Origin of the sequence: Aeromonas sp. HMWF015 (assembly GCF_963878965.1) — a bacterium.
Lineage (GTDB): Bacteria > Pseudomonadota > Gammaproteobacteria > Enterobacterales > Aeromonadaceae > Aeromonas > Aeromonas veronii.
Window position 1 is genome coordinate 2,187 of sequence record NZ_CAWNZT010000271.1, and the last position, 13,535, is coordinate 15,721.

The window sequence follows — 13,535 nt, forward strand, 5'->3', positions numbered from 1 at the left end:
CCTGCTGACCGATGCCGGTCTGGCGCCGGTTAACGCCGACAAGCCGCTGGGTGCCGTTGCGCTGAAATCCTTCCAGAAGACCCTGGAATCCGATCCGCACATCAAGGCCACCATGCTGAACGCCCAGGCTGGCGAGCCGATGCCATCCGTTCCCGAGATGAGCCGTTTCTGGTCTTCCTTCGAAACTGCCCTCAAGAACGTGACCTCCGGTCGTCAGGGTGTTGACGAAGCTCTGGATACCGCTGCCAAGCGTATCGTTCAGTAAGCACGCACTATCCGGGAGGCCGTCATGGCCTCCCACTCTCTCAAATCTCTCTTGGCGTTATAAAGGTTAATTGGCATGGAAGTAGTACCTTCTGTTGAGTCCTATGCCGGTCCGAAGGATAAGCACACCTGGCTTAAGTGGACCATAGCGGCCCTGGTTGCCATCCTCAACGGCTACGCAGCCGTGATGATGTACGCCTGTGGCGAGTGGGTATTCGCGCTGCTGGATCTGGTGGTGGTTTCCGTCGGTCTGTATGTCTTCATGAACAAGAAGACCTATGCCCATCGCTACATCTTTCCGGGTGTTGCGGGCATGGTTGTGTTTATCATCTTCCCTCTTGCCTACACCATTGGCATTGCCTTCACCAACTATTCGGGGTCCAACTTGCTCTCCGTGGAGCAGGCGCGGGACTACCACCTGAAGAAAACCTACAAGGTGGCGGGCGGTGAATTCGATTTTACCCTGCTGGGTGGCGACAATGGCCAGTTCCAGCTGCTGCTGACACAGGATGATCAATCCTTTATCAGCCAACCTGTTTCCCTGATGACCAACAAGGCCCGTGAGCTGGCGTCCCGCGAGGGCCGTGTGCAGAACACCCAGCAAGTGGTCGAGCTGCAGCCCTTCACTGGCGAAGCTGCCAGCAAGGCCGCACCGATCCGCGCCATTGTTGAGCATCGTACTCATCTGAGTGACCTTGATCTGGTACTGCCGGATGGCGGTACCCACCTGACCCTGAGCAGTCTGCGCAAGTTTGCCGCCCAGAAGCAGCACTACACCCGTCTGATGGATGGTGCCGTGCTCAAGTCCGGCGTGGTGATCAAAGACAGCAACCTGCTGCGTGATACCCAGAATGGCGAGCTGATGCTGCCCAATGGCGAGACCGGCTTCTATCAGTACATCGACGAACAGGGTCAGTTTGTCGGCAAGGGTATTGCTCCGGGCTTTGTGGTGAGCGTCGGTTGGAAGAACTTCGCGCGCATCGTCACCGATCCGGGCATCCAGTCACCCTTCCTGCAGATCTTCATCTGGACCGTGATCTTCTCAACCTGCTCCGTCGCTTTCACCTTGGCTATCGGCATGGTGCTGGCCTGTCTGGTGCAGTGGGAAGAGCTCAAGGGGCGCGGTTTCTATCGGGTCATGTTGATCCTGCCCTATGCGATCCCGGCGTTTATCTCCATCCTGGTGTTCAAGGGGTTGTTCAACCAGAACTTCGGTGAGATCAACATGTTCCTGGAAGCGGCGTTTGGCATCAAGCCGGACTGGTATACCAACCCCTTCCTGGCCAAGGTGATGATCCTGATTGTCAACACCTGGCTCGGCTACCCCTACATGATGATCCTCTGCATGGGCCTGCTCAAAGCCATTCCGGAAGATCTCTATGAAGCGTCCGCCATGGACGGTGCCGGCCCGGTACAGAACTTCTTCAAGATCACCGTGCCGCTGCTGATGAAGCCGCTGACACCGCTGTTGATTGCCTCGTTCGCCTTCAACTTCAACAACTTCGTGCTTATCCAGTTGTTGACCAACGGTGCGCCCGACATCATCGGCGCCAGCACCCCGGCCGGTACCACCGACTTGCTGGTGAGTTATACCTACCGGATTGCGTTCCAGGGATCGGGTGGTCAGGACTACGGTCTGGCCAGTGCCATCGCCACAGCTATCTTCCTCATCGTAGGTGCGCTGGCGCTGCTCAACCTGAAATTGTCCAAAGCCGACAAGCAGCTGTAAGGAGGCTTCAACATGGCAATCGTACAACCCAAATCAGTCAAATACCGGGTGTGGGCAACCCACCTGGTCATGTGGGGCTTCCTGGCGCTGATCATCTTCCCGTTGATCATGGTTATCGCCATCTCGTTCCGTAACGGTAACTTCGCGGTAGGGGAGATCATCCCCTCCAATCCGACGCTGGATCACTGGAAGCTGGCGCTGGGCATGTCCATCACCAACGCCGACGGCAGCATCACGCCGCCGCCGTTCCCGGTGCTGACCTGGTTGTGGAACTCCATCAAGATCGCCGGCATCACTGCCCTGATGATCGTGACGCTCTCCACCACTTGTGCTTACGCATTTGCCCGCCTGCGTTTTCGTGGCAAGTCCACCATCCTGCAGGGCATGCTGATTTTCCAGATGTTCCCGGCAGTGTTGGCGCTGGTAGCTATCTACGCGCTCTTTAACAAGATTGGTGACTACATCCCTTGGCTCGGTCTCAACACCCACGGTGGCCTGATCCTGGCGTACATGGGCGGTATCGCCCTCCACGTCTGGACCATCAAGGGCTACTTCGAGACCATCGACTCCTCCCTGGAGGAGGCGGCGGCCATCGACGGTGCGACCCCGTGGCAGGCATTCCGTCTGATCCTGTTGCCCCTGTCGGTGCCCATCCTGGCGGTAGTGTTTATTCTGGCCTTTATCGGTTCCATTACCGAGGTGCCCATGGCCTCCATCCTGCTGCAGGATGTGAACAATCTGACCCTGGCGGTCGGGGCCCAGCAGTACCTCTATCCGCAGAACTATCTGTGGGGTGATTTCGCGGCGGCCGCAGTGCTCTCCGGTTTCCCCATCACTGTGGTCTTCCTGCTGGCACAGCGCTGGTTGGTTGGCGGTCTGACTGCTGGTGGTGTGAAAGGTTAAGTTTATGGCCGGGGGAGCAGACTCCCCCCGCTATCACGATTTGCAAAGATTCAAGAGCGGAGCTCGTCATGGCTGAAGTAGTACTCAACAACGTTCGCAAAAATTACGATCCGGCTGTTCACAAGGACACCCTGCGCAACATCAACCTCTCCATCAAGGAGGGCGAATTCATCGTCTTCGTCGGCCCGTCCGGCTGCGGTAAATCCACCCTGCTGCGGATGATCGCGGGTCTGGAAGATATCACCAGCGGTGAGCTGACCATCGGCGGTCGCTACATGAACGACGTGCCGCCGGTAGAACGCAACGTCGGCATGGTGTTCCAGTCCTACGCCCTTTATCCGCACATGAACATCTACGAGAACATGGCCTTTGGTCTGAAGCTCAAGAAGATGGACAAAGAGAGCATCCACAAGCGGGTGATGCGCGCCGCCGAGATCCTGGGTCTTGAGCCGCTGCTGGACAGAAAGCCCAAGGCGCTCTCCGGTGGTCAGCGTCAGCGGGTCGCCATCGGTCGCTCCATCGTGCAGCAGCCGCAGGTGTTCCTGTTTGACGAACCGCTCTCCAACTTGGATGCCGCGCTGCGGGTCAAGATGCGGATCGAGATCGCCAAGCTGCACAAGGAGCTCAACTCCACCATCATCTACGTGACCCACGATCAGGTGGAAGCGATGACCCTGGCCGACAAGATTGTTGTGCTGAGCCCGCTCAAGGCCGAAGCTGCCACCAACCTGGAACAGTTCGGTTCACCGCTGGATCTCTACCACAACCCGGACAACAAGTTCGTGGCGGGCTTTATCGGCTCTCCCAAGATGAACTTCCTGGCGGGCGAGTTGCTGGAGATTGGCGAGCAGGAGTGCCTGGTCAAGCTGACCTCTGGCGATACCGTACGGGCTCGGGTCGATGCCCGCAGTGGCGCTGTGGGTGACAAGGTGGAGCTGGGTATTCGCCCCGAGCACCTGATGCCGCTGGATCACCCCCATGCGCACAGCAAGGTGAGCGGGATCGTGCAGGTGGCCGAGCACCTGGGCGCCGAGTCCTTCGTTTATATGGATGTGGATGGTCACGACTTTACCGTCAAGGCTACCTCGGATGTGGATGTGGCGACCGGTCAGACCTACAGCGTGGGTATCCCGGCCGAAGCCTGCTACCTGTTCGATGCCAAGGAGCAGGCGTTCCCCCGTACCGCCAAATATATCCGTACCTGATTTTTTTTGTGCCGGTTTTCCTTTCTTAATAATCAATGCCTTTTTGCCGGTCGTCAGACCGGCTTTTTATTGCCTGCGATTTGAACATGCAGATAGGCAAGGTAACCCGGTTCAAGCCTCGAGTTCGGCGGTAATATCGGGTACAAAGGTCTGGCTGGTCAGCGGTGGGCGCTCATACCCCTCTGTCTTGATGGGGGGGAGCTTGATGGGCTCGTAATGGATCGCCTCGTAGGGCACCTTGCCCAGCAGGTGAGCGATGCAGTTGAGGCGGGCACGGCGCTTGTCGTCCGCCTCCACCACGAACCAGGGGCAATCCTCGGTGTCGGTGTAGGTGAACATGTCATCCTTGGCGCGGGAGTATTCGACCCAGCGCGAGCGGGATTGCAAGTCCATCGGGCTGAACTTCCAGCGCTTGATGGGGGTGTTGATCCGCTCTTTAAAGCGCTTCTCCTGCTCCTCGTCGCTGACCGAGAACCAGTATTTGATCACCGTGATGCCGGAGCGGATCAGCATCCGCTCAAACTCGGGGCAGGCGCGCAGAAACTCGCGATACTCGGCATCGCTGCAAAATCCCATCACCCGCTCGACTCCGGCCCGGTTGTACCAGGAGCGGTCAAACAGCACCATCTCGCCAGCGGCGGGCAGGTGGGACACATAACGCTGAAAGTACCACTGGGAGCGCTCCCGATCGGAGGGGGCGGGCAGCGCCGTGACCCGGCAGACCCGGGGGTTGAGCGGCTCGGTGATCGCCTTGATGACGCCTCCTTTACCGGCGGCGTCCCGTCCCTCGAACAGTACCACTACCTTTAACCCCTCCTGCTTGACCCACTCCTGCAGCTTGACCAGTTCCTCCTGCAGATGGGCAAGGTGGTGCTCGTAGCACTTCTTGTCCAGACGCGGCCGCTTCTTGCTCTTCTCCTTCGCCATGGGCTTCTCCTTTTGGCATCCTTTCATGGGTGACTTCTTTGAGTCACTGTCAGCTTGCACCAGGGAGGCATCACCTGCCAAGGGGGACGTGATACACTGCCCGCCCATCGCTGGCAACAGGAGATAACATGAAGCATTTTATGGAGATAGCGGGCCGCCGGATGGCCTATCTGGACGAAGGGCAAGGGCCGGTACTGCTGTTTGGTCACAGCTATCTGTGGGACAGCGCCATGTGGGCGCCGCAAATCGAGGCGCTCAAGGGCAGCTATCGCTGCATCGTTCCCGAGCTGTGGGGCCACGGCGATTCCGACCTGCTCCCCGAAGGTGGCTGCACCCTGGCGACTCTGGCGCGGGATCACCTGGCGCTGCTCGATGCCCTCGGGGTTGACGAGTTCGTACTGGTAGGCCTCTCCATCGGCGGCATGTGGGGTGTGGAGCTGGCGCGCATGGTGCCAAACCGCCTTAAGGGGCTGGTGCTGATGGACAGTTTTGTCGGCCTCGAGCCGCAGATCACCTGCGAGCGCTACCTCGGCATGTTGGCGATGATCGAACAGCTCGGCACCGTGCCGGAGCCCATCATCGAACAGGTGGCGCCTATCTTCTTTGCCAACCAGCCCGATGCCGACTTGCTGGCCGATTTCAAGGCGCGTCTGGCCGCCTGGCCAAACGAGAAGATTGCCGCCATGGTGGCGGTGGGCCGCAGCTTTGTGACCCGCGAAGATCGTATCGAGTGGCTGGAGGAGATCACCACTCCCGCACTGGTGATGACCGGCTGCGAGGACAAGGCCCGTCCGGTGCTGGAGGGCTATCTGATGGCCGAGGTGCTGGGTTGCCCGTTCAGGGAGATCCCGATGGCTGGCCACATCTCGTCGCTGGAAAATCCGGCCTTCGTCAATCAGCAGCTGACCGAGTTTCTGGCGGCGCTGTAAGCCTGAATTGGCAGCTTGAGCAGGCTGTACGACCAGCCTGATGGTCGTGGAAAAGGGAGCCGAGGGCTCCCTTTTGTTTGGTCGTGTCTCACGGTTCAAGATTCATAACCGTTACCAGATATAGCCCAGCGCAAAACCCGCATAGAGCTCGCCGTCGTGCTGGACGATGGGGCTGTTTTTGATGTCCCGATCATACCATTCGTAGTTCATGGCAAACATGCCAATCCAGTTGGGGCTGAAGCGGTAACTGGTGATGAGGGCCGTCATCGGGGAGAGGGTGGTACCGGTATCCCAAGCAGGCCGCTGGGCGGTTGCCTCGCTCTCGGAGATGCCGCCGAAGTAGTAGTTGGCCATCTTGTCGCTGCGCAGCATCAGCCCCATCCCCGGCATGATCAGCAGGTTGTCACGCAGGATGGGGAAATCGGCCCACAGCAGCAGCTCCTGTCCCTTGCTGCGGCCGGTGACATCGCTGTTGGCACGCACGGTCAGCAGGGCGTAGGGGGTGATGATGTTGCCACCGATCCCGCCTTCCAGCTGCCATTTTCGCTGCTCCATGCCAGTAAAGGCCGGAGAGTCCTCGGGATCCAGATTGCCAAAACGGACTCTGCCATAGCCGTAGAGGGCCACGTTCTCATCCTTGTGGAAGTAGTAGCGGGCCCGATCCCCCAGAAACATGAACTGGTCGCCAAAATAGATAAAGCCCGGGATGGCGTAGAGGGCGTTGTCCTGCGCTTCATAACGGGCCTGTCCCCCGATGAGCGCTGCACCGGCGACAAAGCCCTGTGGCACAGGGCTGGTGGGACTGTCGCTGGTGAGCAGATCCATGGCGCCAAGATCGATATCGGCGCGGACGGACATGGCGGCAGCGAGGAGCAGGGCCGTCAGCCCTGCCGCTCTGATTTGACGAAAAAAGGTCATGGACACTCCGTTGTCACGATTGCAGGGGAAGCAGGTTATTTTGCGGCACCGGGCATCTCTTCACGTTTTGGCCAGGCATTGATCACCGCCTTGACCAGGGTGGCGAGGGGAATGGCGAAGAAGACTCCCCAGAATCCCCACAAGCCGCCGAAGACCAGCACGGCGATGATGATGGCCACCGGATGGAGGTTGACCGCTTCCGAGAAAAGCACCGGCACCAGCAGGTTGCCATCGAGGGCCTGAATGACCAGATAGGCCACCATCAGCCAGGCAAACTCCGGGGTGAGCCCCCACTGGAACAGGGCGACCATGGCGACCGGAACCGTCACCACGGCAGCGCCGATATAAGGGATCAGCACCGAGAAGCCGACCGCGACCGCCAGTAGCACCGAGTAGCGCAATCCCATCAGGGCGAAGGGAACATAGGTGGCGATGCCGACGATGAGGATCTCGATCACCTTGCCGCGGATGTAGTTGATGATCTGGTTGTTCATCTCCACCCACACCCGGTTGACCAGGGTGCGGTTGCGCGGCAGGAAGCGGCGCAGGCTGCCCATCAGTACCCGCTTGTCTTTGAGCATAAAGAAGACCATTAGCGGTACCAGAATGAGGTAGATCATGATGGCGACCACGTTGACCAGCGAACTGAGGGAGGCGCTCACCAGATGCTCGCCGCCACTGAGGATGCGCTGGCGAATATTGTCGATGACGGTCTCCACCAGACTGACGTCGATGAGCTCGGGGTATTTGTCAGGCAGGGTGCGCACATAATCCTGAGCGTGGGTCAGCATGGCCGGCGCCTCTTTGGCCAGATTGATCCCCTGACTCACCAGCGTCGGGATAAGACCCAGCAAGGAGGCGACTGCTACCGCAATAAAGAGGATCAGAATGACGCTGGTGGCCAGGGTGCGCGACAGCCCTGCTTTTTGCAGCCGGGCGACCGGCCACTCCAGCAGATAGGCCATCACCAGCGCCACCAGCAGGGGGGCCAGCAGATCACCAAACAGCCAGATGATGGTGAAGCAGAACACCAGCAACAGGAAAAGGGTAACGGCATCGGGATCGGAAAAACGGGTCTGATACCAGCGCTTCAATACTTCTAACATGACTGCATCCTTACATCACTGGGGCTCAAGATGGCTGTTTCGCCCCGACAACCAACTGCAAAGAGAGGGTATTGTCCGGTTGTTGCTGCATCTCGACATGGTGGCCCTGACGGTGCAGATAGGCCGGAATATCCTGCCGGGAGCCCGCATCGGCCAGCCGGATGGTGACGGTTTGACCGCTTTTGGCCCCCCTTAACCAAAGCTTGAGCCGGATCAGCGGCTCGGGGCAGCGCCAGGGGGTCAGGTCGAGAATTTCCATGGGGGCTCCATCAGGCAGGTGGCCGCTATTATGGCCGTGATAAGAGCATGAAACAACGCTTGTAGCCCTTGATGGGCAAGGGTATTCTGCCGAGGCCCTTTCTGATGGAGATAGAGATAACGTGGCACGTTTTTCCCCCCTGATGGCATCGCTTCCCCTGCTGGCTTCCCTGATGGGCGCCACGTTTCATGCCGAGGCCAACAATCAGCTTCCCGACATCGGCACGGCCGGGGTTGCTGCCCTGCCCATCGAGCAGGAAGTGCGTTACGGCAACGCTTTTATGCGCTTTGCCCGTGCGGGTCTGCCGATCATCGATGATCCGGTGCTGAGCCAGTACATTGACGATCTGGGTCAGCGACTGCTGACCAACGCCGATGGGGTGCGTTTCCCGTTTACCTTCTTCCTCATCAATGATCCCACCATCAACGCGGCCGCCTTCCTCGGCGGGCGAGTCAAGGTGCACACCGGCCTCTTCCTCTACGCCGACAGCGAGAGCGAGCTGGCCTCGGTACTGGCCCACGAAATCACCCACGTGACCCAGCGCCATATCGCCCGTTATATGGAGGCGCAGGCGAGCAGCTCGGCGGTGACCCTGGCCGGTCTGGTGGGATCCATCGCACTGGCGGTGATCAACCCGACTGCCGGTATCGCCGCGCTGCAAACCACGCTGGGCCTCTCCATGCAGTCTGCCATCAACTACACCCGCGACAACGAATACGAAGCGGACCGGATCGGCATGAAGACCCTCTACGATGCCGGTTTCGATCCCATGGGGATGGCCAACTTCTTCCAGAAACTGGCTGCCGAGTATCGCTATGCCAGCAAGCCGCCGGAAATGTTGCTGACTCACCCGCTGCCGGAGACCCGGATCAGCGAGGCCCGCGCCCGAGCAGGCAGCTATGGCCGCCGCGACTTGCCGCCCAGCCTCGATTTCTGGCTGGCCAAGGTGCGGATTCAGGTGCGTTTTGGTACCGATACCCCGCAGGGGCTGCTGAGCTACTTCGATAGCCGGATCCAGAAGGGGGATTATCCGCTCAAGGATGCCGCCATCTATGGCAAGGCGCTGGCGCTGATCCAGCTCAAGCGCACCGACGAGGCTGATACCCTGATGCAGGAGCTGGCGGCCCGTCATCCGGAAGATCTCTTTATCGTCGATGCTCAGACCGACATCGATCTGGCCAAGGGGCGCAGTGCCCAGGCCATTGCGCGCCTCGAGAAGTTCCGCAGCCGGATGCCGGATAACGAAGTGGTGGTGGTCAACCTCGGCAACGCCTACCTCGAGAGCGGCAACTACAAGAAGTCCATCGCCATCCTCGACCCCTATGCCCGCGCCCATGAGGAGAACAATCTGGCCTGGAACCTGCTGGCCGATGCCTATCGCAAGGCGGGCAGAATGACCGAGCTGCATATGGCGCGGGCCGAGATGCTCGCGCTGCGCGGGGATTATCAGGCGGCCATCGACGAGCTGATCGTGGCGCGCGGTACCACCAGCGACCGGATGACCCTGGCTCGTCTGGAGGCGCGCATCACCGAGCTGGAGCGGGCCAAGAAGGATCTCGACAGCCTCAAGGGCTAACGAAACCTGGTATTGGCCTATCAAACAAGGGTGCACCACGGTGCGCCCTTGTTGTTTATAGCGATGATGTTGATGTGGGTTACATTGATAGTGCGACGAGTTAGTGACTCAGGCTGCTGGCTGTCGCCTTGAGCATCTCGATCTGCTGCTGGTCGAGCTCGCCGACCAGCGTCTGCTTGAGCTTGCCCTCGCTATCGAGCAGATAGCTGGTGGGCAGGCCGCTTGGGCGAGGGAAGGGGAGTTTGGCATCTTCATTGGCAATAAGGAGCGGCACCTTGATGTGGTACTGCGCAGCCAGTTTGTCCAGCTCTGCTGGCGTAGTCGGGTCGTAGTTGATGGCCACCACTGTGATCTGGCCCTCCGCTGCCAGCCCGTTGAGGCGCGGCATCTCCCGCAGGCAGGGGGCGCACCAGGGGGCGAAGTAGTTGACCAGCAGCGGCTTGCCGGCAAAGTGGCGCAGGCTGACCGACTGCCCTGTGGCATCGGTAAATTCGGGGGCAGGTGTGCATGCGCCCAGCAGGCCAGCCACAATCAGCCAACAAATTCGTTTCAATTCCTTTCCACTGCCGCTTACCCTGACCATCACTTTCCCCTACAATAGCGCCGTTTCTAGTCCCATCTTGCGATTAATCAGGGAGTTACCATGAGCGAGACCCAAATCTACCACAATCCGCGCTGCTCCAAGAGTCGCGAAACCCTGGCCCTGCTGGAACAGCACGGGATCGCCCCTGATGTGGTGCTCTATCTGGAGCAGGCCCCGAGCGAAGATGAGATCCGCAACCTGCTCTCTCTGCTCGGTTTTAGCGATCCCCGCCAGCTGATGCGCACCAAGGAGGATCTCTACAAGGAGCTGGGCCTCAGCGAAGTGAACGGCGACGCCCTTATTCGCGCCATGCACCAGCATCCCAAGCTGATCGAGCGCCCAATTGTCATCAAGAATGGTCAGGCCCGCATTGGTCGCCCGCCGGAGCAGGTGCTGGAGATCCTCAAGTGAGCACCCGCTTCGCACGTTGGCTGACTCTGGTCGGCTTTTTTGGTCTGCTGGGCTGGGTCATCCTCTGGCATCTGTGGCTGTCGCCTCATCCGGACCTCACCCCCTGGCTGCTGCCGGTGATCTGGACGGTGCCGCTGCTCTTCCCTCTCAAGGGGATAGTGCAGGGCAACCCCTACACCCACGCCTGGGGCAACTTCGTGTTGATGCCCTATTTCCTCCACGCCCTCACCCTGATCACCACGGATGAGGGGGAGCGGTGGCTGGCTGTGGTGGAGCTGCTGTTCACCACTATCGCCTTTGTCGGCACCATCTATTACGCCCGACTGCGTGGTCGCGAACTTGGCTTAAGCATTCGCAAAAAGAAAGACGAAGCCAACTGATGACAAACGCCCCGCAAGGGGCGTTTTTTATGGGGACGCAGGCCTATCCAGAGGGATCACTGTGCCCCGTGGGCTGCCCGATATTGGGCCAGCTGCTGCTGGCTAAAGTCCATCAGCTGAGGATAGAAGCGCAGAAATCCCGCCTCGCATGTTTGCCACTGCGACTCATCGAGGGTCAGCAGCGCCTCTCCCAGTTGTACCGGGCGGCGCAGTCGGCGACCTATGCCATTTAGCGCTTGCCCCAGCCCCTCCCTGTGGCGGTAGGAGGCGATCCAGTTCTGCTCGGCCATCCGTTTGAGGGGGAGTGGCAGTCCGTCCGGCAGGCGTGGGTGATCCGCCAATAGCTGCTCATAACCGCGTTGCAGGAAGCGGGGCAGGGGCTCGGTGCTGAACAGTCCCCAGTGCAGGCTCAGGCAGTGGTCGTAGATCATATCCACCACTATGCCGCCAAAGCGGCGCCAGGGGGCCTCGAAACAGGCGACGGCCGCCTTGTGCTCGGGGTGGCTGTCGGTGAAAGCGTCAATTTTGCGGTGTAGCCAGATCCCCTCATCGAAGTGGGCGGAAAGCCCCGTGGGCAGCGTGCCTTTGACGAAATCGCCGAGCAGATTGCCGGTGAGGGAGCTTCGGGTGTGGGCAGCCAGATGGAGATGGGCCAGAAAATTCATCGGTCGCTGTGGGTCTGTTATGGGATGGCAAGGTGCTTCGAGCCTAACGGATCCCGCCTGCCTTGACCATGATCGGGATTTTGCTACTGCCTGGCGGCTGCCTCTTGCCGGGCAAAATTCGGGCGTGCTAAGGTGATTGCCATCTTTGTCACAGGACGCGACAAACCACCATGATGCGCAAAGCCAGAGGCTTTTTTCTGGCCTTCTACTTCAAGCCTTTCTATCTCTCCGAGTGGTTCGACGAATAGATCGAACCCCTGGAGCAGTTCACTGACGCCCGCTCGGGCGTGATCTCGCTCATCCAGATTTTGCCGCTTTTGGTCATCGCATGTATTCGCCTGCGATGCCCTGTCCGCGCCTGTGCGCTTTTTATGTAATGGAGTACTCATGATGAAGATCAGACTGACCCTCTCAGCCCTGTTTGTTGCCAGCCTGCTGGCCACCCCCGCCATGGCCAAGGAGTGGAAAACCGTGCGCTTCGGGGTGGAGGGGGCCTACCCGCCCTTCTCCTGGACCGATGCGTCGGGCGAGATCAAGGGGTTTGATATCGACCTCGCCAACGCCCTTTGTAAGCAGATGGCGGTCAAGTGCGAGTTGGTGGCGCAGGATTGGGACGGCATGATCCCGGCCCTGCTGTCGCGTAAATACGACGCAATCATCGCCGCCATGTCGATCACCGACGAGCGGCGCCAGAAGGTCGATTTCACCGAGAAATATGCCCATATTCCCAATCGCTTTGTGGCGGCCAAGGGGACAGAGCTGACGCTGACCCCGGAAGGCATGGCGGGCAAGCGTATCGGGGTGCAGCGTGCTACCACCCACGACAAGTACCTGACCGACAATTTTGGCTCGAATGTCACCATAGTCCGCTACGGCAATGCCGATGAGGCCTATCTCGATCTGAAAGCGGGTCGGGTGCTGGCCCTGCTGGCCGATGCCTCTGCTATCGAGCAGGGGCTGCTTGGCAAAGAGGGGGGCGACAAGTTCGACTATGTGGGGCCCGCCCTGACCGATCGCCAGTGGTTTGGTGATGGCATGGGGATCGCCGTGCGCAAGAGCGATAAGGAGCTCAAGGGCAAGCTGGACGAGGCGATCAAGGCACTGCGTGCCAATGGCACCTATCAGCAGATCAACCAGAAGTACTTTAAGTACGATATATATGGTGGTTGACGGGGGGAGGGAGCTTGCTCCCTCTCTTTTCATTGGGCAAGCGACAATCGTGCAAGGAGGATCGCCATGTTGACCCTGATCGAGGGGGCCGAGATCTTCAGCCCCACCCACCTTGGCCAGCAGGATCTGCTGGTGGCCGATGGCCGTATCGCCTGGATGGGCAAGGGGTTGACGGTGCCCACAAACTGGCCGCTGCACAGGGTCGATGGTCGAGGCCGCTATCTGGTACCCGGGTTGGTGGATCCGCTGGCCCATATCACCGGCGGTGGCGGTGAGGGGGGCTTTGCTTTTCGCACCCCGGAACTGGCGGCGAGCGAGGCGCTCAAGGCCGGCGTCACCACCCTGGTGGCGGCGCTTGGCACCGACAGCCTGACCCGCACTCCCGTGCAGGTGCTCGGCAAGGTGCGCGAGTTTCGCGCCGCCGGGGTGAGCGCTTTTATGTATACCGGCTCCTACCATCTGCCGGTCAAGACCCTGACCGGCACGGTGGAGTCGGACATCATCCTGATC

The 13,535-nt window shown here is 59.8% G+C and carries 14 protein-coding genes and 2 pseudogenes; 10 read left to right on the plus strand and 6 right to left on the minus strand.

Annotated elements, in window-relative coordinates:
• The 4 genes and pseudogenes from malE to AACS18_RS14265 form a co-directional block, all read left to right on the plus strand.
• Window positions 1–265 (plus strand): annotated as a pseudogene (gene malE, locus AACS18_RS23510) (maltose/maltodextrin ABC transporter substrate-binding protein MalE); the annotation flags it as partial.
• Window positions 266–340: 75 nt separating this feature from the next.
• Window positions 341–1,993 (plus strand): maltose ABC transporter permease MalF, encoded by a 1,653-nt coding sequence (malF, locus tag AACS18_RS14255; RefSeq protein ID WP_108612505.1) that lies wholly within the window; start codon window positions 341–343, stop codon window positions 1,991–1,993.
• 12 nt (window positions 1,994–2,005) lie between these two features.
• Window positions 2,006–2,896 (plus strand): maltose ABC transporter permease MalG, encoded by an 891-nt coding sequence (gene malG / locus AACS18_RS14260; protein WP_005333868.1) that lies wholly within the window; start codon window positions 2,006–2,008, stop codon window positions 2,894–2,896.
• A gap of 68 nt (window positions 2,897–2,964) precedes the next feature.
• A complete protein-coding gene (locus AACS18_RS14265; RefSeq protein ID WP_108612506.1) occupies window positions 2,965–4,101 on the plus strand; it encodes an ABC transporter ATP-binding protein in 1,137 nt (378 codons plus the stop codon).
• Window positions 4,102–4,212: 111 nt separating this feature from the next.
• On the opposite strand, the gene ppk2 is transcribed toward AACS18_RS14265, so the two are convergent.
• Window positions 4,213–5,028, minus strand: a complete 816-nt coding sequence (gene ppk2 / locus AACS18_RS14270; RefSeq protein WP_108612507.1) for a polyphosphate kinase 2 — start codon at window positions 5,026–5,028, stop codon at window positions 4,213–4,215.
• Between the two features lie 128 nt (window positions 5,029–5,156).
• On the opposite strand from ppk2, the gene AACS18_RS14275 reads away from it, so the two are divergent.
• Window positions 5,157–5,957 (plus strand): alpha/beta fold hydrolase, encoded by an 801-nt coding sequence (locus AACS18_RS14275; protein ID WP_108612508.1) that lies wholly within the window; start codon window positions 5,157–5,159, stop codon window positions 5,955–5,957.
• 111 nt (window positions 5,958–6,068) lie between these two features.
• On the opposite strand, the gene AACS18_RS14280 is transcribed toward AACS18_RS14275, so the two are convergent.
• From AACS18_RS14280 to AACS18_RS14290, 3 genes are read right to left on the minus strand one after another with little or no spacing between them, the layout of a single operon-like run.
• The gene (locus tag AACS18_RS14280; protein ID WP_108612509.1) at window positions 6,069–6,875 is read right to left on the minus strand and encodes a MipA/OmpV family protein; all 807 of its coding nucleotides are present in this window, start codon (window positions 6,873–6,875) and stop codon (window positions 6,069–6,071) included.
• 35 nt (window positions 6,876–6,910) lie between these two features.
• Complete coding sequence (locus AACS18_RS14285) at window positions 6,911–7,981, minus strand: AI-2E family transporter (RefSeq protein WP_005333851.1); 1,071 nt, start codon at window positions 7,979–7,981, stop codon at window positions 6,911–6,913.
• Window positions 7,982–8,006: 25 nt separating this feature from the next.
• On the minus strand, window positions 8,007–8,240 hold the full coding sequence (locus AACS18_RS14290) for a sulfurtransferase TusA family protein (protein WP_005361432.1): 234 nt from the start codon (window positions 8,238–8,240) through the stop codon (window positions 8,007–8,009).
• A 121-nt stretch (window positions 8,241–8,361) separates the two neighbouring features.
• Between AACS18_RS14290 and AACS18_RS14295 the strand changes: the two genes are divergently transcribed.
• On the plus strand, window positions 8,362–9,816 hold the full coding sequence (locus AACS18_RS14295; RefSeq protein ID WP_005352930.1) for a beta-barrel assembly-enhancing protease: 1,455 nt from the start codon (window positions 8,362–8,364) through the stop codon (window positions 9,814–9,816).
• 100 nt (window positions 9,817–9,916) lie between these two features.
• Here AACS18_RS14295 and AACS18_RS14300 read toward each other — a convergent pair whose 3' ends face one another.
• Window positions 9,917–10,399 carry a TlpA family protein disulfide reductase gene (locus AACS18_RS14300; protein WP_108612510.1) on the minus strand — a complete coding sequence of 161 codons (483 nt, stop codon included), beginning with the start codon at window positions 10,397–10,399 and terminating at the stop codon, window positions 9,917–9,919.
• Window positions 10,400–10,459: 60 nt separating this feature from the next.
• Here AACS18_RS14300 and arsC point away from each other — a divergent pair, with 60 nt between their 5' ends.
• Both arsC and AACS18_RS14310 read left to right on the plus strand, forming a co-directional pair.
• Entirely contained in the window at window positions 10,460–10,810 is a 351-nt protein-coding gene (gene arsC, locus AACS18_RS14305; RefSeq protein WP_108612511.1) for an arsenate reductase (glutaredoxin), read from the plus strand.
• Window positions 10,807–11,190, plus strand: a complete 384-nt coding sequence (locus AACS18_RS14310; RefSeq protein ID WP_108612512.1) for a DUF2069 domain-containing protein — start codon at window positions 10,807–10,809, stop codon at window positions 11,188–11,190. Before arsC ends, AACS18_RS14310 begins: the two co-directional genes overlap by 4 nt.
• A gap of 56 nt (window positions 11,191–11,246) precedes the next feature.
• On the opposite strand, the gene AACS18_RS14315 is transcribed toward AACS18_RS14310, so the two are convergent.
• Entirely contained in the window at window positions 11,247–11,855 is a 609-nt protein-coding gene (locus AACS18_RS14315; protein WP_108612513.1) for an acyl carrier protein phosphodiesterase, read from the minus strand.
• Window positions 11,856–12,242: 387 nt separating this feature from the next.
• Between AACS18_RS14315 and AACS18_RS14325 the strand changes: the two genes are divergently transcribed.
• Complete coding sequence (locus AACS18_RS14325; protein ID WP_101529955.1) at window positions 12,243–13,025, plus strand: ABC transporter substrate-binding protein; 783 nt, start codon at window positions 12,243–12,245, stop codon at window positions 13,023–13,025.
• Between the two features lie 66 nt (window positions 13,026–13,091).
• Window positions 13,092–13,535, plus strand: a pseudogene (locus AACS18_RS14330) (beta-aspartyl-peptidase); the annotation flags it as partial.